A 20,888-nucleotide genomic window follows, 5' to 3' on the forward strand; every position below is an offset into this window, starting at 1 on the left:
CTACTTGCCGATAGCGAGCAACGCCATGGCCGCCACCCGCTCCCACTCACTCCCCTATCTCGGCTACGGCCTCGGTCTACGGGTGGAGCATTACGAGGCGCTGCTGACCCATCCGGCCCCGGTGCAATGGCTGGAGGTGGTGTCGGAAAACTACATGGTAGACGGCGGCCTACCGCTGATATGGCTCGATCGTTTCCGCGAGCGCTATCCGCTGGTCATGCACGGTGTGTCGATGTCGATCGGCAGCACCGATCCGCTGGATGAAGACTATCTCGCCCGGCTTGCCGCGTTAGCGAAACGTGTTGAACCGGCCTGGGTCTCCGATCACCTTTGCTGGACCGGCGTGCAAGGCGTGAATCTGCACGACCTGATGCCGCTGCCGTACACCGAGGAAGCGCTCGATCACGTGGTCGGCCGCGTCAAACGCGTGCAGGACACGCTCAAGCGTCGCATTTTGCTGGAAAACGTCTCCAGCTACGTCAGCTTCGCGCAATCGCAGCTCACCGAGTGGGAGTTTCTCGCCGAAGTGGCCGAACGCGCCGATTGCCTAATTCTGCTCGACATCAACAACGTGCACGTCAGCGCGATGAACCATGGTTTTTCGTCGTTGGATTATCTGCGTGGTATTCCTGTTTCGCGCGTGCAGCAGTTTCATCTTGCCGGTTACGAACAAGGCGAGCATCTGATCATCGACACGCACGATGCACCGGTTTCCAACGCGGTGTGGGATCTCTACATGGAAGCCGTGCGCCGCTTCGGCCGCGTGTCCACCATGATCGAGCGCGACGATCATTTTCCGCCGCTGGCTGAACTGCTTGCCGAACTGGAACACGCCCGCACGCTGGCCGAACCATTGCTGCAAAACGCGGCATGAGCACGCTTCAAGCCATCCAGCAGCAGATGCTGCAGGCCGTGCTGACAACGAAGTCGTCTGCCATGCCGGATATCCGCGGCGATGCTATCGCGGATGCGCCTAGCAGGTTGGCGGTGTATCAGCATGGCTACCGTATCCGACTGCGCGATGCGCTGAAGAGCGAATTCGACGGCCTATGCTGCATGGTGGGGCAAGGTTCCGATGCGTTGCTCGACGCCTATGTCGCCACGCATCCATCGCCGTACTACAACATTCGCTGGTATGGCGCGGGCCTGGCCGGCTTTCTCGATAGTACGCGGCGCGACAAACCGCAGCTCGCCGAAATGGCCCGCCTGGACTGGGCCATTTCTACGGCGTTCGACGCAGCCGACGAGCCGAGCATCGACATGACGGAACTGGCAACCGTACCGCCCGAAGCGTGGGCGAACCTGCGGTTGCTGCCGCAGGCCAACCTGCAGTTGTTGAGCTGCACCTGCAACGTCGATGCGTTTCGCCGCGCGGCCGACCGTGGCACCGAGCGCCCTCACCTGCGTCGCTTCGTAAAACCGCACTTTATCCTCGTCTGGCGCCATGCCATGTCGGTTCATTACCGCCGGCTGGACGAAGACGAACATCAGGTGCTGGCGGCCGCCCAGGGCGGCGAACCCTTCGCCGCCCTCTGCGCCATGCTGGCCGACCGCCGGGGCGAGACCGCCGCCATGAGCCGCATGGTGACCTTGCTGCAAGGTTGGGTGGGTGCCGGCCTTCTTCGTGGCCTGGAGTCCTAGGCCCTGTAACCGCGGCAAGGCTTCCCGCGAATAGCTGGCATAGGCCCCAGCGCAGGAAGGTTCGCCCATGTACATCGAGCACCCGTCCGCCCTTGCGGGCCAATCGCACCCCCCGCGACTGGAGCCGGCGCTGGAATCGCTGCTCAGCCAGTCGATGCTTCGGGTGGACGTGATGGACGAGCTGTACCATTGCGGCTCTCGCTTCATCGACGAACCGCGCTCTGCCTTCGGCGTGTTCCATCTCATCGGCACCGGCCAGTGTGAGGTCGAAGGCGATGCGCTAGACGAAACGTTGCTGCTGGAACCCGGCGACCTGGTCGTCTTCCCGCACGGCGATCCGCACCAGTTGCGCGCCGCGCCGAACGGCGACGCACGCACCACCCGCATGATCTGCGGCGAGCTGCACTTTTCCAGTCACAGCCAGCACCCGCTCAAACATGTCTTGCCGGCCTGTTTCGTCGTCCGTGCCGCGCAGGCCGACGCGCTGTTCCGCAACCTGTCGGCCATGATGCTCGACGTGGTTAGCGTCGCGACACCCGGCCGCCAGGTACTGTTGAACAAGCTCGCCGATACCTTGTTCACGCTGGCGGTCTGCGATTACGCCCAGCGCCACGGCGACCACCGCGGCCTGTTCACCGCCCTTGCCGATGCGCGCATCTGCAAGGTGCTGCAAGCGGTGCACGAGCGTCCCGGATATCCATGGACTATGCAGGCCATGGCCTCGCTGGCGTGCATGTCCCGCTCGGCCTTCGCCGAACGCTTCGTGCAGTTGATGAAAATGCCGCCTATGCAGTACGTCACGCAGTGGCGGGTAAACGTGGCCGAACGCCTGCTGCGCGACCGACAGCTATCAGTGGCCACCATTGCCGAACAACTTGGCTACAGCAGCGAGGCCGCGTTCCGGCGACTGTTCAAACGGGTAAGCGGCATCTGCCCGGGCCGTATCCGCGCCGCCGGCAGCACCTGCCATGGCATCCGATTGGCGGATACGCAAGCAGCCAGGCCTTCGCTGCTCTCCGCTGCCTAGCTAGCCTCTCTCCAGCGGGCTGGCTTGTAGCCCCTTCCTTGAAACGTGGCATCATCTCCGCGAAGCGCACTGAAACGCGCTCAGACCGGCGTTGCCCCCTGATTATTGAACGACTTGGTTTGTCTATCGGGCGGGCCCATTCCACGGCGTGGCATTGCAGGAGATCGGCTGAATGGCATCTTTTCGAAGCGGCAGGGATGGCAACGCCACAAAGACCACGCATCCCACGCTTACGCGGCGTGTGCGCAGCGGTACGGGCCCGATGGCCGCGCGCAACCTGCATGGACATGTGGTGCAGGTGCTCGGGCAACGCATCGTGAGCGGCGGGATCAAGCAGGGCGAAGTGCTACCGCCGGAAGCCACCATGGCCGAAGAGATGGATGTAAGCCGCACCTCCCTGCGCGAAGCCATGAAGGTGCTCTCGGCCAAGGGTCTGGTGGAGGCGCGCCCGAAGGTTGGCACTCGCGTGCGCGACGCGCGCTTCTGGAATCAGCTTGATGCGGATGTGCTCGCCTGGCGTTGCGCTTCGATGCCCACGGCGGATTTCGTGCAGAAGCTGTCGGAGATGCGCGAAATCATCGAGCCGGCGGCCGCGGCGAGCGCCGCCAGCCATCGCAGCGCCGCGCAATTGAAACGCATGCAGACCGCCTTCGATGCCATGGAAGCGGCACTCGATCCGGAAGCCTGGACTACCGCCGATATCGACTTCCACGAAGCGATTCTCGCCGCCACCGGCAACGAGCTGCTGGTCTCGCTGTTTTCGGTGATCGAAACCGCGCTCAGCAGCTACTTCACCATGTCCGCACATACCGCGGTGAATTTCAAATACTCGCTGCCGCAGCACCGCGCGGTGCTGCAGGCCATTCGCGACAAGGATGCCGAAACGGCACGCAAGGCCATGCTCAAGGTGATTTTCGATACACGCGAAAACCTGAGCAAACGCCGCAAAGCTTAAGCATACGGCGGACCTTCATGGTCGTCATTCCCGCGAAAGCGGAGTACATGCGCGCCACGCTCATCGCACGGCTCCTTCAGTAACGGGAAGCATCGCGGCACTGGCCGGCACCACGCCTTTGGGCGCAGCGCTCAATGCGCGGAAGATCTCCGTTTCGCGCTGGCGATACGGCGTGCCGTCGGGATTGAACAGATCATGGAACCAGATCACCGGCGGCTGCAGCGTATAAGGCTTCTGCCAGGAATCCCACGGAAATATCGTCTGCGTCTTGCCCGAGACGAAGCCCCAGTTGACCATGCCCACGTCGAGCTTCTTGCCGACAGGCAGTACGCCGTCGACCGTCGAACCCACGCTGCGCGCCATGTACTCGGTGCAGATCAGCGGACGGCCATAGGTGCGCAACTGTTGCACGCGACGCAGGAAGTCTTCCGGAAATTCGTAGTTGTGAAACGTGATGATGTCCGACTGCGTGAGCTGCGTGCGCTCGATCGCATTGAGTTCTTGCAGCTTCGACCAGTCACCGTCATGCCACACGCCACTGGTAAGCGGCTGGACCGGATGCTGGCTGCGCGCCCACGCGAAGACTTGCGGCAGCAATTGCCCCACACGCTGGAACTTGTCTTTCGGTTCCTGCGCCGCATAGTTGCCGCCACCATCGTTGTCGGGTTCGTTCCACACGTCCCAGGCAAGAATGCGCGGGTCGTGCGCGAAGCTACCGACAATATCCTTCACGTAGGCTTCCAACTGCGGGTACTGCGAAGGATCGTCCAGTATCTTCGTGCCCGGCGCCTGCACCCAGCCGGAGTTGTGCACGCCAGGAATCGGCGGATGCTGGGGGCCGAGCGCGGGATCGGGATCCCAGCACGAATCGAACAGCACGAAGATCGGCTTGATGTGATGCTTCGCGGCAATCGTCAGAAACGTATCGATGCGCTTCTTGAAGCCATCGCGATCCTGATCCCATAGCAGGTTGTGCAGGAACACGCGCATGGTGGTCATGCCGATCCCTTGCGCCCAGCCCAGCTCCTGATCGACGCGCGCCGGATCGAATGTAGCGGCTTGCCACATTTCGAGCTCGTTGATCGCATTGGAAGGAATGTAGTTGCTGCCGACGGGCCACGGCTGCTTTGCATACCAGGCATTGGCCTGGGCAGCCGTCCAGCGCTCCGTATCCGCGGCATGCACCACAGAAATGCCTAGCAGCAGCGCCAAAGTCAGGCGCCGTGCCCATCGCGTTCGCTTCATTGTCACATCCACCTTTTGGATCTTTTTTATGTTCCCTTCCTGCGTACAGGAAGGGTTTGTTTCTTTAGTTTTTTTACAACAGCCATCCTGTGCGGCACGGCTTCCTTATCGATCCGGCTCGACCTACTACTTTTTCCCAGCTTGGTCGATGCCGAAACGATAGACGATCACGTTGCGATAGGTCTCGCCCGGCGCCAGTCGCGCAGAGCCGAAATCCGGATGATTGGGCGTATCCGGAAACAGTTGCGGCTCCAGCACGAAGGCATCGCCCTGGCGGTAAATGTGGTGATCCTTGCCGATGGTAGTGCCATCCAGAAAGTTACCCGAGTAGAACTGCACGCCCGGCTTGCTCGACCAGATGGTCATCACGCGGCCGGAATGTGGATCTTCCACGCGCGCCACCACGCGCGGCTCGATTTCCTTGCGGGCAAGCACCCAATTCATGTCGTAGCCATGGCCGAACAGCAATTGCTGCGAGCGGCCGTCGCGAATATCGCGGCCGATCGACTTGGCATTGCGGAAGTCGTAAGGCGTACCAGCTACGGTAGCGATGTCGCCAGTCGGAATCGCCGCGGCGTCGCTCACCGGCGTGATCGCATCGCCCGGGATCATCAACTCCTGATCCATCACCGTGCCGGAACCCTCACCCGCTAGATTCCAATAGGTGTGGTTCGACACGTTGACGATGGTCGGTTTGTCGGTGGTCGCGGCATAGCTGATCTTGAGCTGATTGTCATCGCTCAGCGTATAGGTCGCCTTCACCGTCAGCGTACCGGGATAGCCCTGGTCGCCATCGGGGCTGACATATTCCATCGTCACGCTCGGCGTCGGCCCTGCCTTGACGTCGAGCACCTTCCACACCTGCTGGTCGAAACCCTTCGTACCGCCATGCAGCGAATTCGGACCGTCGTTCAAGGTGAGGCTGTACGTCTTGCCGTCCAACGTGAATTTGCCGTGGGCAATACGGTTCGCGTAGCGGCCAACGGTCGCACCGAAATATTGGCGCCGATCCAGATAACCCTGCAGCGTGTCGTAGCCGAGCACGACGTCGGCCAGCTTGCCGTTACGATCCGGCACCAGCAAGGATTGCAGCGAAGCACCATAGCTCATGACGCGTGCACGCATGCCGTGGCTATTAGTAAGCGTCACGATTTGGACGTCTTGACCATCGGCCGTGCGGCCGAAGGACGCGCTAGTCGCCTGGCCGGCTGTCGCGGCGAGCGGCAACACCACCGCTGCCGTGAAGATGGAACCGACCAGGACAGCCGATTTCTTCAAGCGAGTCCCCTTACAAAATTGGGCGACCGTATGCCCTGTCGCTTCTGAGCATATTGTATGATTATATAGACGGATAGGAGCAGGAGCTTTACGCGCTGCAACATGGTCATCGAACGAAAACAGCCGGGGCATGATCATCGGGGTTCGCATGTATGGAAGTGATTGTTGATGGTGTTGAAAAGACAGGTGTTATAAGCGAGTGACATGACAAACCAGCCATTTTGTCTGAGCGCCACAAACACCCGACATCAGCAAACCGTACGCACCAGCACTTTCGCAATGCAGCACGATCCGCTCCCTTTTATTACTGCACACGAGAGCCGATGAGAGTCACCAACACCCGCAATCTGCACGGCCACGTCATCCAACAGCTGGGGGTGCGGATCGTGAGCGGCCAGTTGCAGCCGGGCGACGTGCTGCCGCGCGAGGAAACCCTGGCCGAACAGATGGCGGTAAGCCGCACGGCGCTGCGCGAAGCGATGCGCGTGCTGTCCGCTAAGGGCCTGGTCGAAGCGCGCCCGAAAGTCGGCACGCGCGTGCGTGACGAACGCTACTGGCAACAGCTCGACGCGGATGTACTGGCCTGGCGTTGCGCCTCGATGCCGCCCGCGGACTTCGTGCAGAAGCTGGTACAGATGCGCGAGATCTTCGAGCCCGCCGCAGCCGCCTTCGCCGCGGTCCGCCGCGACGCCGAACAACTCAAGCAATTGGAAACGGCGTATCGCGCCATGGAATCCGCGCGCAACACCGACGAATGGGCCGAGGCTGATCTGCACTTCCATGAGGCCGTGCTGATCGCCACCAACAACGAACTGATGACCTCCCTGTTCTCCGTAGTAGAAACCGCCCTGGGCTCCTTCTTTGTGCAGTCCGCACGCAAACGTCGCGATTTCAAATATTCACTGCCCTATCACCAACAAGTGTGCGAGGCGATACGCCTCCGCCAGCCCGAGGTCGCGCGCGGCGCGATGCAGAAGATGATCGTCGACTCGCACACCAACATGTCAGGCAAACCCCGCACGAGGAAGTCCGCATGACCGCCGACGTGCGACTGATCGGACTGGATTGGGGTACCAGCAGCCTGCGCGCCTACTTATATGACGCCGACGGCACGGTGGTGGCGTCGCGCCGGCAGGCTTGGGGCATCCGTCAGCTGCCAGAAGGCGGTTTCACGGCCGCGTTGCAGGCGATCACCTCGGAGTGGCCGGCATGCCGCGTGGTGGCTGCGGGCATGGTCGGCAGCCGCCAGGGTTGGCTGGAAGTGCCTTATGTGGACCTGCCAGCGGATGCGACAAGCATTGCGCACGGCATGTCTCGCGTGGATGCCTGCGGCAGTCACGAGCTGTGGATCGCACCCGGATTGCGACGAAACGCACCGGCAGACGTGATGCGCGGCGAGGAAACACAGATCATCGGCGCGCTGGCCTTGCAGCCGCTGTATCAGGCGAACACCCGTTTCGTGCTACCCGGCACGCATAGCAAATGGGCTACGGTCGTCGATGGACGCATCATCGCATTCGATACCGTAATGACCGGCGAGATGTATGCGCTGCTGATCAAGCACTCGATACTCGGTGCCGGCCTTCCCACCGAACCCGCACATGTGTTTGACGAGAAAGCGTTCGTTCGTGGCGTACATACCGCCAAGGACAGTGGCGGCGAAGGCGTGTTCAGCCGTCTATTTTCGACGCGCGCGTTGATGCTCGCTGGCGAACTCACGGCAGTGGCCGTACCCGATTTCCTTTCCGGCCTGTTGATCGGCGAGGAATTTCGCATCGCCCGGCTGCGCGACGACGGCGCCATCGCACCGCTGTGCCTGATTGGCGAACCGTCGCTGTGCCGTCGCTACACCTTGGCGGCGCAACAGTTCGGCTATGCCACGCCAGCCATCATCGACGACGCGTCCGCGCAGGGGCTATGGCAACTGGCTTCCGCCGCCGGCCTACTGACCGAAGCAAAACTTCATACTTATTCCGGAGTAACACCATGATCCGCGCCTGGCTCGATTCCCTTCCGCTGGTGGCGATTCTTCGCGGCCTTCGGCCGGAAGAAGCACTCGACATCGGACATGCGCTGGCCGCGGAAACCTTCACTGTCATCGAAGTGCCAATGAACTCGCCGCAGCCGCTAGACAGCATTCGCTCGCTGTCGGCGGAACTGGGCCAGCGCTGCCTGATCGGTGCCGGCACCGTATTGCATCCGGACCAAGTGGCTCAAGTTGCCGCGGCCGGCGGCCGCTTGATCGTGATGCCGCATGCGGACACGCAGGTGATTGCCGCCGCCAAGCGCGCTGGCATGTATTGCATCCCAGGCGTCGCCACGCCCACCGAAGCCTTCGCCGCGCTGCAGGCCGGCGCCGATGCCATCAAGCTGTTTCCGGCTGAACTGCTGACGCCGCCGGTGCTCAAGGCCTGGCGCGCGGTATTACCGCGTGGTCTGGCGATCCTGCCGGTCGGCGGCATCACGCCGGAGACGATGGCTCCTTATATCGCCGCAGGCGCCAACGGCTTCGGCCTCGGTTCCGCACTCTACGTACCTGGCCGCGCCGCGGACGACGTCGGTCGTCGCGCGCGCGCCTTCGCCCAAGCCTGGAAGACAAGCTCTCAAGGAAATCACGCATGAAGATCACCCGTCTCACCACCTTCCTCGTTCCGCCGCGTTGGTTGTTCGTGCGCATCGACACCGATGAAGGCATCAGCGGCTGGGGCGAGCCGGTTGTGGAAGGCCGCGCGCATACGGTTGCAGCGGCAGTCGATGAACTGTCCGATTATCTGGTCGGCAAGGATCCGCGCCATATCGAAGATCACTGGAACGTGATGTACCGCGGCGGCTTCTATCGCGGCGGCCCGATCCTGATGAGCGCGATCGCCGGTATCGACCAGGCGCTGTGGGATATCAAGGGCAAGCATCTGGGCGTACCGGTGCATGCACTGCTAGGCGGCCCGGTGCGCGATCGCATTCGCGTGTATTCGTGGATCGGTGGCGATCGTCCGTCCGACACGGCACGCGCTGCCAAGGAAGCGGTCGCGCGTGGTTTCACCGCCGTGAAGATGAACGCCACCGAGGAAATGCATTTCGTCGACACGCACGCCAAGGTGGAGCGCGTGCTGGAAAACGTGCAGGCGGTGCGCGATGCAGTCGGCCCGGAGATCGGCCTTGGCCTTGATTTCCACGGCCGCGTGCACAAGCCGATGGCGAAAGTGCTGATGCGCGAGCTGGCGCCGTTCAAGCTGATGTTCATCGAAGAACCGGTGCTGTCCGATCATCTGGAATGCATCCCCGAGCTTGCCTCCATTTCGCCTGCGCCAATCGCGCTGGGCGAGCGCCTGTACTCGCGCTACGACTTCAAGCGCGTGTTCGCCACCGGCGGCGTGGACATCATCCAGCCCGATCCTTCGCACGCGGGCGGCATCACCGAAACGCACAAGATCGCAATGATGGCCGAAGCCTACGACGTGGCGCTGGCGCTGCACTGCCCGCTGGGCCCGATCGCGCTGGCGGCCAACCTGCAGCTCGATGCGATGTGCCACAACGCTTTCATCCAGGAACAGAGCCTGGGTATTCATTACAACGCCGGCAACGACCTACTCGACTACATCACCGATCGCAGCGTGTTCGCCTACGACAACGGTTATGTTTCCATGCCGACCGGCCCGGGCCTTGGCGTAGAGGTGAACGAAGCCTACGTGACCGAACGCTCGGCCGTGGGTCATCGCTGGCGCAATCCGATCTGGCGCCACAGCGACGGCAGCGTGGCTGAATGGTAATGTCCTCGACGAGATCCAACATGCCCATGTTTGCTACTTATCCCAGCCTGGTCGACCGCGCGGTGCTGATCACCGGCGGTGCTACCGGCATCGGCGCCGCGTTCGTTGCGCATTTCGCGCAGCAGGGTGCGCGCGTTGCATTTTTCGACGTCGACGACAAAAGCGCGGCGGCGCTGTGCACATCACTTCCGGACGTGCGTCACGCGCCACTGTTTCTGCCGTGCGATGTCACCAACATCACGGCGCTACGCAACGCCATCGCCGCAGCGAGCCACAGCGTCGGCACATTCAGCGTATTGATCAACAATGCGGCCAACGATCGGCGTCATCGCCTGCAGGACACCACGCCGGAAGAATTCGAGCAAAGCATCGCTGTGAATCTGCGCCACCAGTATTTCGCCATACAGGCAGTGGTGCCCGGTATGCGCGAACTCGGCGGCGGCTCGATCATTTGCCTGGGTTCCACCGGCTGGATGATCAAGAACGCCGGTTATCCGATGTACGCGATGGCAAAGTCGGCCGTGCGCGGTCTGGTCAATGGGCTAGCGCGCGAGTTGGGCCAGGATCGCATTCGCATCAATGCACTGGTGCCCGGCTGGGTGATCACCGAAAAGCAGCGCGAGCTGTGGCTGGATGAAGCGGGCGAAGAAGAAATCCGCCGCAAGCAATGCATGCCCGGCTATCTCGGCGCAGACGATCTTGCGCGCGCAGCCTTGTTTCTGGCGGCCGATGACAGCCACATGTGCACGGGCCACGATTTCATCGTCGATGGCGGCTGGGCATGAGTATGAAAGCAGGCTCTAAAGCCTCGCTGGTGCTCGACGCACGCAACACGCTGGGCGAAGGTGTCACCTGGTGCACGCGCAGCCAGTCGCTGTACTGGACGGATATTCACGAGTCCGTGCTGTGGCACTTCTGTCCCACCGACGGCAGCACGCGTCGCTGGTCAATGCCGGAACGGCTTGCCTCGTTCGCCCTGTGCGATGACGATGGCTGGCTGCTACTGGGGCTCGCCAGCGGGCTCGCATTCTTTCACAAGGAAAGCGGCGAGCTGATCCGCATTACCGACGTCGAAGCCGGTTTGCCGACGCGTCTGAACGACGGTGCTTGCGATCGTCAGGGCCGCTTCGTGTTCGGTACGTTGCACGAACCGGTCGGCGGCGAAGCGCGGCGTGCCGCCGGCGGTTTCTACCGATTGCATGCTGACTTGAGGCTTGAACCGTTGCCGCTGGGACCCGTCGCGATCAGCAACAGCATCGCGTTCAGTCCCGATGGTGCCACCATGTATTACTGCGATTCGTGGACGCGCCTCGTACATCGCTGCACCTACGGCGACAACGTGACGGATGCTTGCGTACACATCGATCTCTCGCACCAGCAAGGCGAACCGGACGGCTCCGCGGTGGACAGCGAAGGCGGCATGTGGAACGCGGAATGGGGCTCCGGCCGTGTGGTGCGCTACGATCGCGACGGTAGGGAAAATCTCGTCATCGATGTGCCGACCCGTCAGCCGACGCGCGTCGCCTTCGGCGGCGAGCGATTGAATACGCTTTACATCACCAGCGCCCGTGACGGCCTGTCCGCGGAAGCCTTGGAGAAAGACCCGCATGCCGGCGGCCTGTTCGCCGTCGAGGTACCGTTCACCGGCATGCCCGAGCCACGCTTTGCAGGCCGGCCCATGTGAGCCGGCTTTTTATTCATGCGGCGGGAAGAAGATGCAAACATCCGCTCGACGCGACCGACCGGGGAGTCATTCATGAGTGCGATTTCAACTTCAACACCTGTAACGACACAAACACACGCTAAAGCCACCGCTATCTTCACCTGCATACTCGCCGCGCTGGCGGGATTGATGTTCGGTCTGGACATCGGCGTGATTTCGGGCGCCACGCAATTCATCCAGAAAGAGTTTGGCGTTTCCGATCACACGATCGAATGGATCGTCAGCGCCATGATGCTCGGTGCCACGGTCGGCGCACTGCTTGCCGGCTGGATGTCGTCCGCGTTGGGGCGCAAACGCTCGCTTATTCTTGGTGCGGTACTGTTCGTGACTGGCTCGCTGCTGTGCGGATTTGCCTGGTCGACCGATACGCTGATTGCAGCACGCGTGGTACTGGGATTGGCGATCGGCGTAGCCACCTTCACCGCACCGCTGTATCTGGCGGAAGTCGCGCCGGAATACATTCGCGGCGCGATGATCTCGCTGTATCAGCTGATGATCACCATCGGCATCCTGGTGGCGTTCCTCTCCGACACCGCCTTCAGTTATAGCGGCAACTGGCGTTGGATGCTCGGCATCATCGCGATTCCCGGTGCACTCTTCCTGTTCGGCGTATTGTTCCTGCCCGACAGCCCGCGCTGGCTGATGATGAAGCAGCGCGACGCGGAAGCACTGGACGTACTGCAACGCCTGCGCGGCAATCCGGAAGTAGTAGAGCGCGAAGCGAACGACATTCGCGAGCAGCTGCGCACACCACAGCGCGGCTGGCATCTGTTCCTGGAGAACAGCAACTTTCGTCGCTCGGTGGGCTTGGGGATTCTGCTGCAGTTGATGCAGCAATTCACCGGCATGAACGTGGTGATGTACTACGCACCGCGCATCTTCCAGGACATGGGTTACGACACTACCGCGCAGATGTGGTTTACGGCGATCGTCGGTCTCACCAACGTGCTGGCCACCTTCATCGCCATCGGCCTGATCGATCGTTGGGGCCGCAAGCCGATTCTCTACACGGGTTTCACGGTCATGGCCATCGGCCTCGGCGTGGTTGGCAGCATGATGGGCGGTGGCGCGAACTCGCATGGCATGCAGCTATTCACCGTGTGCATGTTGTTGGTATTCATCGTCGGCTTCGCGATGTCCGCAGGCCCGCTGATCTGGACCCTGTGCTCGGAAGTGCAGCCGCTGAAGGGACGCGACTTCGGCATCGGTTGCTCCACCATGACCAACTGGATCGCCAACATGATCGTTGGCTTCACCTTCCTCACCCTGCTCAACAGCTTCGGCCACACCAACACGTTCTGGTTGTATGCGGCGCTGAACGCGGTCTTCATCGTGCTGACGTTCTGGCTGGTGCCGGAAACCAAGGGCATCACGCTGGAACAGATCGAACGGAATCTGATGAGCGGGAAACGGTTGCGCGACATCGGCCGGTGATGAGCGTGGGATGCGCTGATCGATTCCATCCCAGCCTACAAATCAACTCGCTACAAACGCAAAGGGCCGGCATGATGCCGGCCCTTTTGCATCGTGAAACTCGAATACTTATTTCGTTGGCTCTTGCTTCAACCCACGATTGATCAGCATCGGCTCGATGCTCGGCTCGTTGCCACGCCAATCCTTGTACAGCTTGGCCAGCTCTTCCGTGTTGCCGCGAGAGAGGATCATCGCGCGGAAACGATCGCCGTTTTCGCGCGTCAGGCCGCCGTGATCCTTGAAGCCTTCGAAGGCATCGTCGGCGAGCATTTGTGTCCACAGGTACGCGTAGTAGCCAGCTGAGTAGCCGTTGCTCCAAATATGCAGGAAGTAGCTGGTGCGGTAGCGCGGCGGCACATACGGAAGATCCACGCCGTCTTTCTTCAGCGCAGCGACTTCGAACGCGTCAACATCCTGCTTCGGCTGATCGGCGGTGAGCATATGCCAGTTCATGTCGAGCATCGCCGCGGCAACCAGTTCGGTCATGTCGTAGCCCTTGTTGAACAAACGGGCCTTCTTGATCTTGTCGACCAGTGGCTGCGGCATCGGTTCGCCGGTTTTGTAGTTCTTTGCGTAGTTGGCGAAGACCTTCGAATCGAACGCCCAGTGTTCATTGAACTGCGAGGGGAATTCGACGAAGTCGCGCGCAGTCTGTGTGCCGGACAGGGTCGGGTATTGCTCGTCGGCGAACAGGCCATGCAGACCGTGGCCGAATTCGTGGAACATGGTGATCACGTCGTCCGTCGACAGCAGTGCCGGCTGGCCAGGTGCGGGCTTGGTGAAGTTGGCGACGTTGTAGATCACCGGCTTGGTGCCGAGCAGCTTGGATTGCTGCACGAAGTTGTCCATCCACGCGCCGCCGTTCTTGTTGTCGCGCTTGAAGTAGTCGAAATAGGCCAGCGCCATCGACTTGCCGTCCTTGTCGAACACTTCGAACACACGCATGTCCGGGTTGTAGACGGGGATGTCCTTGCGTTCCTTGAAGGTGAGGCCGTAGAGCTGATTGGCGGCGTAGAACACACCGTTCTGCAGTACGTTATCCAGTTCGAAGTAGGGCTTGATCTGCGAGTCGTCGAGGTCGTACTTGGCCTTGCGCACTTCTTCGGCGTAATGCTGCCAATCCCAGGGTTCGAGCTTGAAGCTGGGCTGCTTGAGCGCAGCCTGGTCTTTATCGATCTGCTTCTGGATGTCGGCCGCTTCCGTCTTAGCGCGCGCAACAGCGGCGGGTGCCAACTTCTCCATGAAGCTCATCACCGTCTCGGGCGTCTTCGCCATCTGGTCTTCTAGCGTCCAGGCGGCGTAGTTCGGGAAGCCGAGCAGCTTGGCTTCCTGCGCGCGCAACTGGGCGAGGCGCGCGACGATGTCACGCGTGTCGTTGGCATCGCCCTTTTCGGCGCGCGTCCACGCGGCTTCGAACAGGGCCTGGCGCGTGGCGCGATCGGTCAGGTCCTGCAACTCCGGCTGCTGTGTGGTGTTCTGCAGAGTGAGCACCCATTTGCCGTCGAGATGGCGATCCTTCGCAGCCTGTGCGGCGGCGTCGATGTCCTCGTCGGAAAGACCGGCGAGCTTGCTCTTGTCGTCCACCACCAGCGCGCCGGCCTTCGCCGCGGCGAGCAGCTTGTTGTTGTACTGCGCCTGCAGCCCGGCTTCTTCCTTGTTGTATTCCTTGAGCTTGGCTTTGTCGGCGTCGGAAAGCTTGGCGCCGGCCATCACGAAGTTGCGATAGACCACTTCGACCAAGCGCTGCGATTCAGGATCGAGCTTGAGCGAATCGCGCTGGTCGTACACGGTCTGGATGCGCTGAAACAGCTTGCTGTTGAGATGGATGGCATCGTCATGCGCGGCAAGCTTGGGTGCCTCGTCTTCCTGCACCTTCTGCAACGTGTCGTTGGTGTTTGCGGCGGTGACGGCATTGAACACGCTCATCACGCGATGCAGCAGCACGCCGGACTTCTCCAGCGCCACGAAGGTGTTCTCGAAGGTGGGCGGTTCGGGGTTGTCGGCGATCTTCTGCACTTCGTCCAACTGCTGCTTCATGCCCTCTTCGATGGCCGGTTGGTAGTCGCCGTCCTTGATCTTGTCGAACGGCGGCGCCTGATACGGCAGCGTGCTAGCCGTGAAGAACGGATTGCTGACCTGGGCCTCGGCGGCTGCGGTGGTAGACGCCTTGGCCGGCGCGCTGCTGGAGGCGGCGGGCGCATTGCCGTTTTCGTTATGGGATTGCGAGCAGGCGGCGAGCGCGACGGACATGGCGATCGCAAGAAGACGGAGACGAGGCATGGAAGCTCCCGGAGCTGGCTGCCTAACGGCAGGAGTGAAGACCAAGCCTCCGACTCTAACCAGAGCCTCCCCATCTTCCAAGCCTGCCGGACGGCACTGGGTTCTGGGGAGCACCGCGTCAAGTGCTGTAGGTGCGGTCCTTCCAGCGCGAGCGGACACCACGCCAGTAGCGGATCGCCGAACTCCAGGTCATGCCTAGGTACAGCACGGCGCTGAGCGGCAGCAGCAGCGCCCAGGCCAGCCGCATGTGGTAGTAGCGCAGCATGGGCAGGTAGCTCAGCATCATCGCCACCAGGGCAATCAGGCCCAGTCGCCAGGTGGCCGGCGAGGCCAGCAGCACGAACGGCAGGCCGTAGACGATGGCGAAGACGATCGTCACCGCCAACAGCAGCGAGGTGGAATAGCCGAGCTGAGTAAAGGCCGAGCGCGCCACCATGTCGTGGATGGAACGCAGGCTTCCGTAAGGACGCAGACTGACCACGCCGCGGCTGAGACCCAGCCAGGTGCGATAGCCGGCATTCTTCACCTGTCGTGCGAGCGTGCAATCGTCGATCAGCGCGTTGCGCAGGCTGGCGAAGGCGCCGGCGCGTTGCAGCGCTTCGGTGTCGGCCAGAATGCAACCGCCCGCGGCCGCCGCAACCAGGCGCGAGGACGAATTGGAAATCGAGAAGGGATACAGCAGTTTGAAGTAGTACACGAAGGCCGGCAGCAGCAGGCGATCCCAAAAGCTGGTGCGCCGGAGATCCGCCATCAACGACACGAACTGACGATTTTCGCGCTGCTTGTGCACCAGCAAGGCTGACAGCAAGCCGGGCTGCAGTTGGATATCCGCATCCAGTAACAAGGTGATCGGCGTATGCACGTGCGCCTTGCCCTGTTCCAGCGCCCACAGTTTGCCCGCCCAGCCTTGCGGCAGTGGCTGGCCGCTGATCACACGTACATTCGGAAAGGAGGCGGCGATCGTCGCTGTGTCGTCAGTCGATTGATCGTCGACGACAATCACCTGCAGGCCGGTACCTTGGGCCTGCAGGCCGGAAAGCGTGAGACCGATGACATCGGCCTCGTTGCGCGCGGGGATCAGTACCGTGATCTGACTGAGATCGGCCGGCCCGGCATGCGGGTCGGCCTCGACGTGTTCACGGGTGCTCCAGGGCCGCCACGGTACCAGTAGCAAGCCCAACCACATCAATGCCGGCAGCGACGCGGCAACCCATCCCACTATGCCCATCGCTTTGACTCAATGATTCGGTGATCCAGTAATTCGGCGGCTTAGCAACTCGACGCTCAATGATTCGCGTCGGCACCCGTCTCCGTGTTACGGCGCTGGATCGAGCTGATCGGAATGTGGATGGCAGTGGCGTCAGCGCGATTACCGTATTTCACCGGCAGATCCGGCGCCATCGGGCCATCGGTACGCGGACCGAACATCGACACCTTCAGCGCCTTCAGCGGGTGAGCGAACATGTCGTCCACAGCCGTGCCTTCGAAGCCGCAATGCGCCATGCAGTTGTCGCACTTCGGATTGATGCCGACGCCGTACTTCTCCCACTCGGTGTCTTCCATCAATTCCTTGTAGGTCTTGGCGTAGCCTTCATCCACCAGCAGGTAGCAGGGCTTCTGCCAGCCGAAGATGTTGTAGGTCGGGTTGGACCACGGCGTGCACTGATAGCTCTGATTGCCCGCGATGAAATCCACGAACATCGCCGACTGGTTGAACGCCCACTTGCGCTTGCGTTCCTTACCAATCTTGAAGATGTCGCGGAACAGCTGCTTGCTCTCGGTGCGGCCGAGGAACACGTCCTGGCGCGGCGCGTGCTGGTAGCTGTAGCCGGGCGACACAGTGATGCCTTCCACGCCCAGTTCCATCGCGTAGTCGAAGAAATCGGCGACTTCTTCCGGCGGCTCGCTGTTGAACAGCGTGCAGTTCACCGTCACGCGGAAGCCCTTCGACAGCGCCAGCTTGATTGCAGTAACAGCTTTCTCGAACACGCCATCCATGCACACGGACTTGTCATGCTGCTTCTCCAGGCCATCGAGGTGCACCGACCAGGTGAAGTAAGGCGACGGCTTGTATTCGTCGATGTGCTTGGGCATGAGGATCGCGTTGGTGCACAGGTACACGAACTTCTTGCGCGCAATGATGCCTTCGACGATCTGCGGCAGTTCCTTGTGGATCAGCGGCTCGCCGCCCGGGATGGACACCACCGGGGCATCGCACTCGTCCACCGCGGCCAGCGCCTGTTCGACGCTCATGCGCTTTTGCAGGATTTCCTTGGGCTGGTCGATCTTGCCGCAACCGGCACAGGCCAGATTGCACTGGAACAACGGCTCCAACATCATCGCCAGCGGGTAGCGCTTCTGACCACTCAGCTTTTTCTTGATGATGTATTGAGCGATCGTGGTTTGCTGAATAAGAGGGATACCCAAGGGATTTCTCCGGAATGTCAGTACGCTCGCTGCAAGCTCAGGCATGGTTTGCGACGGCGGCGTAAAAAGTTACCTGTTCGGTACAGTATACGTCACTTGGACAGGGTGGCATCGCCGGCCCTGCCCGGCTGTTAACCTTTGAGCGGTGCGAACACTTCGGAATGTTCGCGGCGAATCCGTTCCCACTCGATCTTGAACCAGGGCGTGAAAGCCTCGGGCTTGGCCGCCATTTCCGCATCGAGCGCATCGGGGGCGATGTAGCGCAGGCCCGAAATCTCGTTCACGTTCACGGTCGGCGCATCGTCGCTGCGGCCCGCGTACACCCAGCACAGTTCGTGTTCGGCGCCGTCGGCGTCGAATTGCGCCTGGTACTCAAACTTGAACAGGTACGTGAGCGGGCAGGCCAGCCCCAGCTCTTCCTTCAGGCGGCGATGGATGGCGGTATCGATCGTTTCGCCACGGCGCGGATGGCTGCAGCAGGTGTTCGACCAATAACCCGGCCACAGACGCTTGCCCGGCGCGCGTTGCTGCAGCAGCAGTTCGCCCTTGGCGTTGAACACGAATAGCGAGAACGCGCGATGCAGCGTGCCATGACCGACGTGCGCGGCGGCCTTGTCGAGGAAGCCGATCTCGCGATCGTCATGATCGACCAGCACCAGCGGCTCGTCGTCGAACGACACTACCTCGTTCGAATCACGCCACTCCTGGCGTTCCAGTTCTGTGTTATCCAATGTCGACCTCCATCGCCTGGTAGCCGGCGTCGCGAATCGAGGCCGCTACCTTTTCGCGATTCTGGGGGCACAACGCGACGATCGAACCGCCGCCGCCGCCACCCGTAAGTTTGGCGCCCAGCGCACCGTGTTCGCGTGCGATCTGCACCAGTTCCTCCACTTCCCAGCTCGACACGCGCAGCGCGTTGAGCAGGCCGTGGCAAATGTTCATCAGGTCGCCGAGGCGTTCCAGATCGTACTGCTGCATGGCTTCCACGCCTTGCAGCGTGAGCGCGTCGATCTGCTGGAAGATGCCGTCGTACAGCGCCGGGTTGCGCTGCCACGCAGTACGCACCTTGCCGACCGTCACCGCGGTGAGACTTTCCTTGCCGCTGATGCCGATCACCAGCGGAATGCGCTTGGGCAGATGCAACTCGCGCACCATCGGTGCTTCGCCCTTCTTGCTGGCGCGCTTGTATAGCAGCGGCTTGCCGTAGGTAGCGACGGTATTATCGATACCCGAGGCCGAACCGTGCGCGACTTCTTCGCAGCGGAAGGCCAGCGCGTTGGTCTCTTCATCGGAGAGGCCCAGCTTGTAGTGCTGGTCGAGCGCGCGGATCACGGCGACGGCCATGGCGGCCGAACCGCCCAGGCCCATCGCGCGCGGCACGTTCGGGAACACTTCGATGCGCATCGAGCGATCGGTCAGCTGCAGCTCGTCGAAGATGATGCCCAGCGAGCGCTGGAACGAGTCGCGATGCGCCGGGTCGCGGTGCAGACGGTATTCCACGCCCCAGCGCGGAATGAACATGTCGACGCCGCCGGACTTGGTGTCCTGCGCCACCGCACGTACTGCCAGCGGCACCGGCGCGGCCACTGCATGGCTGCCGTACACCACCGCGTGTTCGCCGAGCAGAATGATCTTGCCGTGACCGCAGGCGCGATGATCCACCGATGGCTGCTCGAGGGTCGTCGCGGGCACGCCGCGCGACTCCTTGCGCACCTGATCAACGATCTCCTGCGCTTTCCATATCTTGATTTCGCCGCTTTCCACCAGGCGCTCCACCACGGTGTCGAAAATTTCAGGCGTGGCACCAGCCACCACGGCTACGCTGCGTGCATGCAGCGTCATGTGACCCTGCTGGATACCTTCGGTGACCAGCGCGCGCAGCGCCGAGAAGTTCTGCGCCAAGCCGACCGCACCCATGATTTCGGCCAGCTCGCGCGCCGTCTTCACCCCAAGCAGGCGCAAATTGAGCGCCACCGTGGCGTTGGATTGCAGCGGACCGCCGACAGTGCCGACCTTCATCGGAATGTCGAGCTCACCGATCAGCTCGCCTTTCTCGCCCTTGTACCAGCGCGTGAGCGAGGTGTAGCGGCCACCGCGCGCGGCATACGCATGCGCGGCCGCTTCGATGGCGCGCCAGTCGTTGCCGGTGGCGAGCGCGACCGCGTCGACGCCGTTCATGATGCCTTTGTTGTGCGTGGCCGCGCGATACGGATCGATGCTGGCGAATTCGTTCGCGAGCATGATGCCGTCGCGCACTTCCTCGCCCTCGAAACCTTTACCGGTGAGCTGATCGGCGGGAATCACGCAGCGCGCGCGCACCATCGACCGATCGGTAAGGTTGGAAAGAATGCGCAGGAACACGCGCCCGCCGGTCATCGTTTCCACCAGCGAGGCGATGCCTTCGCACATGGTGTTGACCAGATTCGCGCCCATCGCGTCGCGCGTGTCGACCAACAGGTGCACCACCAGCATGTCGCCGCCTTCGGGGCGTGGATGCACGTGCACTTCCAGATCCAGTGCACCACCGCCACGCGCCACCATCTGCGGATGCAAGCTGTTGGCGAGGTTGAGCAGTTCGTCCTTGCGCTGAAGCAGCGCGGCCTTAGCGTGCGCCAAATGCGGCACGTCCACCACCTGCACCTGGCCGATCAACACCGGTTCGGTGCTTTCGACGGTAAAGCCACCGGTGCCGCGCACGAGCTTGGCCGCCGACGAAAGCGCCGCGACGATGGACGGCTCTTCCACCACCAATGGCACGATGTAATCGCGGCCATTGACCAAAAAGTTAAGGCCAAGACCCACCGGCAAACCCATCACGCCGACGACGTTCTCGATCATCTTGTCGGCTTTGTGGATCTTCAGCGTGTGCTCGCCGGAGACGAGCGCTTGATAATCCTCGGCCGACAACCAGCCGCGCTCATGAATGATGCGCACACGGTCGGACACCGAGAGTTTGTAAAAGGCGGGAAATCGGGACCGTTCGGCACTCGAAGATTCGGCGCTCATAGCCTTAAGCACTCCGTGATAGGTCGAAAGTCACTGCCCTTGCGTCACGACGTTGCATGCAGCACG

General features: G+C 61.8%; 18 protein-coding genes. 11 read left to right on the top strand and 7 right to left on the bottom strand.

Annotated elements, in window-relative coordinates; genetic code table 11:
* Positions 1-25: 25 nt before the first annotated feature.
* The 4 genes from bufB (at position 26) to ISP18_RS15155 (ending at position 3,623) form a co-directional block, all read left to right on the top strand.
* Positions 26-874 carry an MNIO family bufferin maturase gene (gene bufB / locus ISP18_RS15140; RefSeq protein ID WP_380013650.1) on the top strand — a complete coding sequence of 283 codons (849 nt, stop codon included), beginning with the start codon at positions 26-28 and terminating at the stop codon, positions 872-874.
* Positions 871-1,641, top strand: a complete 771-nt coding sequence (locus ISP18_RS15145; RefSeq protein WP_380013653.1) for an HvfC/BufC family peptide modification chaperone — start codon at positions 871-873, stop codon at positions 1,639-1,641. The genes bufB and ISP18_RS15145 overlap by 4 nt, the downstream gene beginning before the upstream one ends.
* 67 nt (positions 1,642-1,708) lie before the next feature.
* Positions 1,709-2,668 carry an AraC family transcriptional regulator gene (locus ISP18_RS15150; protein ID WP_380013656.1) on the top strand — a complete coding sequence of 320 codons (960 nt, stop codon included), beginning with the start codon at positions 1,709-1,711 and terminating at the stop codon, positions 2,666-2,668.
* A 172-nt stretch (positions 2,669-2,840) separates the two neighbouring features.
* Entirely contained in the window at positions 2,841-3,623 is a 783-nt protein-coding gene (locus ISP18_RS15155) for a FadR/GntR family transcriptional regulator (RefSeq protein WP_380013659.1), read from the top strand.
* Between the two features lie 60 nt (positions 3,624-3,683).
* Here ISP18_RS15155 and ISP18_RS15160 read toward each other — a convergent pair whose 3' ends face one another.
* Together ISP18_RS15160 and ISP18_RS15165 are read right to left on the bottom strand one after the other, a co-directional pair.
* A complete protein-coding gene (locus ISP18_RS15160) occupies positions 3,684-4,868 on the bottom strand; it encodes a glycoside hydrolase 5 family protein (protein ID WP_380013662.1) in 1,185 nt (394 codons plus the stop codon).
* Positions 4,869-4,994: 126 nt separating this feature from the next.
* A complete protein-coding gene (locus ISP18_RS15165; RefSeq protein WP_380013665.1) occupies positions 4,995-6,146 on the bottom strand; it encodes an aldose epimerase family protein in 1,152 nt (383 codons plus the stop codon).
* Positions 6,147-6,469: 323 nt separating this feature from the next.
* Between ISP18_RS15165 and ISP18_RS15170 the strand changes: the two genes are divergently transcribed.
* The 7 genes from ISP18_RS15170 to ISP18_RS15200 are packed head-to-tail and all read left to right on the top strand — an operon-like array spanning position 6,470 to position 13,070.
* The gene (locus ISP18_RS15170; protein ID WP_380013668.1) at positions 6,470-7,183 is read left to right on the top strand and encodes a FadR/GntR family transcriptional regulator; all 714 of its coding nucleotides are present in this window, start codon (positions 6,470-6,472) and stop codon (positions 7,181-7,183) included.
* A complete protein-coding gene (locus ISP18_RS15175) occupies positions 7,180-8,136 on the top strand; it encodes a 2-dehydro-3-deoxygalactonokinase (protein ID WP_380013671.1) in 957 nt (318 codons plus the stop codon). Before ISP18_RS15170 ends, ISP18_RS15175 begins: the two co-directional genes overlap by 4 nt.
* On the top strand, positions 8,133-8,768 hold the full coding sequence (locus tag ISP18_RS15180; protein WP_380013674.1) for a 2-dehydro-3-deoxy-6-phosphogalactonate aldolase: 636 nt from the start codon (positions 8,133-8,135) through the stop codon (positions 8,766-8,768). Before ISP18_RS15175 ends, ISP18_RS15180 begins: the two co-directional genes overlap by 4 nt.
* Positions 8,765-9,913 (top strand): galactonate dehydratase, encoded by a 1,149-nt coding sequence (dgoD, locus tag ISP18_RS15185; protein ID WP_380013677.1) that lies wholly within the window; start codon positions 8,765-8,767, stop codon positions 9,911-9,913. Before ISP18_RS15180 ends, dgoD begins: the two co-directional genes overlap by 4 nt.
* Positions 9,914-9,933: 20 nt before the next feature.
* Positions 9,934-10,698 (top strand): SDR family NAD(P)-dependent oxidoreductase, encoded by a 765-nt coding sequence (locus ISP18_RS15190; RefSeq protein WP_380013680.1) that lies wholly within the window; start codon positions 9,934-9,936, stop codon positions 10,696-10,698.
* Positions 10,695-11,597: an SMP-30/gluconolactonase/LRE family protein gene (locus ISP18_RS15195; protein WP_380013683.1), complete on the top strand. Its 903-nt coding sequence runs from the start codon at positions 10,695-10,697 to the stop codon at positions 11,595-11,597. The genes ISP18_RS15190 and ISP18_RS15195 overlap by 4 nt, the downstream gene beginning before the upstream one ends.
* Positions 11,598-11,612: 15 nt before the next feature.
* Complete coding sequence (locus tag ISP18_RS15200) at positions 11,613-13,070, top strand: sugar porter family MFS transporter (RefSeq protein ID WP_380013686.1); 1,458 nt, start codon at positions 11,613-11,615, stop codon at positions 13,068-13,070.
* 108 nt (positions 13,071-13,178) lie between these two features.
* Here the strand turns inward: ISP18_RS15200 and dcp are convergent, their stop codons facing one another.
* From dcp to ISP18_RS15225, 5 genes are all read right to left on the bottom strand, one after another.
* The gene (gene dcp / locus ISP18_RS15205; protein ID WP_380013689.1) at positions 13,179-15,389 is read right to left on the bottom strand and encodes a peptidyl-dipeptidase Dcp; all 2,211 of its coding nucleotides are present in this window, start codon (positions 15,387-15,389) and stop codon (positions 13,179-13,181) included.
* Between the two features lie 118 nt (positions 15,390-15,507).
* Entirely contained in the window at positions 15,508-16,617 is a 1,110-nt protein-coding gene (locus tag ISP18_RS15210; RefSeq protein WP_380013692.1) for a glycosyltransferase, read from the bottom strand.
* Positions 16,618-16,673: 56 nt separating this feature from the next.
* Entirely contained in the window at positions 16,674-17,816 is a 1,143-nt protein-coding gene (hpnH, locus tag ISP18_RS15215; RefSeq protein WP_380013695.1) for an adenosyl-hopene transferase HpnH, read from the bottom strand.
* 131 nt (positions 17,817-17,947) lie between these two features.
* A complete protein-coding gene (idi, locus tag ISP18_RS15220) occupies positions 17,948-18,547 on the bottom strand; it encodes an isopentenyl-diphosphate Delta-isomerase (RefSeq protein ID WP_380013698.1) in 600 nt (199 codons plus the stop codon).
* Positions 18,540-20,822 carry a hydroxymethylglutaryl-CoA reductase, degradative gene (locus ISP18_RS15225; protein ID WP_380013701.1) on the bottom strand — a complete coding sequence of 761 codons (2,283 nt, stop codon included), beginning with the start codon at positions 20,820-20,822 and terminating at the stop codon, positions 18,540-18,542. The genes idi and ISP18_RS15225 overlap by 8 nt, the downstream gene beginning before the upstream one ends.
* Positions 20,823-20,888: the final 66 nt, after the last annotated feature.

The sequence above is a fragment of the Dyella humi genome, assembly GCF_044904605.1.
Classification (GTDB): domain Bacteria; phylum Pseudomonadota; class Gammaproteobacteria; order Xanthomonadales; family Rhodanobacteraceae; genus Dyella_B; species Dyella_B humi.

Coding starts and splice junctions, on each gene's coding strand:
- bufB (WP_380013650.1), top strand. CDS start 26: ATGGCCGCCACCCGCTCCCACTCACTCCCCTATCTCGGCTACGGCCTC.
- ISP18_RS15145 (WP_380013653.1), top strand. CDS start 871: ATGAGCACGCTTCAAGCCATCCAGCAGCAGATGCTGCAGGCCGTGCTG.
- ISP18_RS15150 (WP_380013656.1), top strand. CDS start 1,709: ATGTACATCGAGCACCCGTCCGCCCTTGCGGGCCAATCGCACCCCCCG.
- ISP18_RS15155 (WP_380013659.1), top strand. CDS start 2,841: ATGGCATCTTTTCGAAGCGGCAGGGATGGCAACGCCACAAAGACCACG.
- ISP18_RS15160 (WP_380013662.1), bottom strand. CDS start 4,868: ATGAAGCGAACGCGATGGGCACGGCGCCTGACTTTGGCGCTGCTGCTA.
- ISP18_RS15170 (WP_380013668.1), top strand. CDS start 6,470: ATGAGAGTCACCAACACCCGCAATCTGCACGGCCACGTCATCCAACAG.
- ISP18_RS15175 (WP_380013671.1), top strand. CDS start 7,180: ATGACCGCCGACGTGCGACTGATCGGACTGGATTGGGGTACCAGCAGC.
- ISP18_RS15180 (WP_380013674.1), top strand. CDS start 8,133: ATGATCCGCGCCTGGCTCGATTCCCTTCCGCTGGTGGCGATTCTTCGC.
- dgoD (WP_380013677.1), top strand. CDS start 8,765: ATGAAGATCACCCGTCTCACCACCTTCCTCGTTCCGCCGCGTTGGTTG.
- ISP18_RS15190 (WP_380013680.1), top strand. CDS start 9,934: ATGCCCATGTTTGCTACTTATCCCAGCCTGGTCGACCGCGCGGTGCTG.
- ISP18_RS15195 (WP_380013683.1), top strand. CDS start 10,695: ATGAGTATGAAAGCAGGCTCTAAAGCCTCGCTGGTGCTCGACGCACGC.
- ISP18_RS15200 (WP_380013686.1), top strand. CDS start 11,613: ATGCGGCGGGAAGAAGATGCAAACATCCGCTCGACGCGACCGACCGGG.
- dcp (WP_380013689.1), bottom strand. CDS start 15,389: ATGCCTCGTCTCCGTCTTCTTGCGATCGCCATGTCCGTCGCGCTCGCC.
- ISP18_RS15210 (WP_380013692.1), bottom strand. CDS start 16,617: ATGGGCATAGTGGGATGGGTTGCCGCGTCGCTGCCGGCATTGATGTGG.
- ISP18_RS15225 (WP_380013701.1), bottom strand. CDS start 20,822: ATGAGCGCCGAATCTTCGAGTGCCGAACGGTCCCGATTTCCCGCCTTT.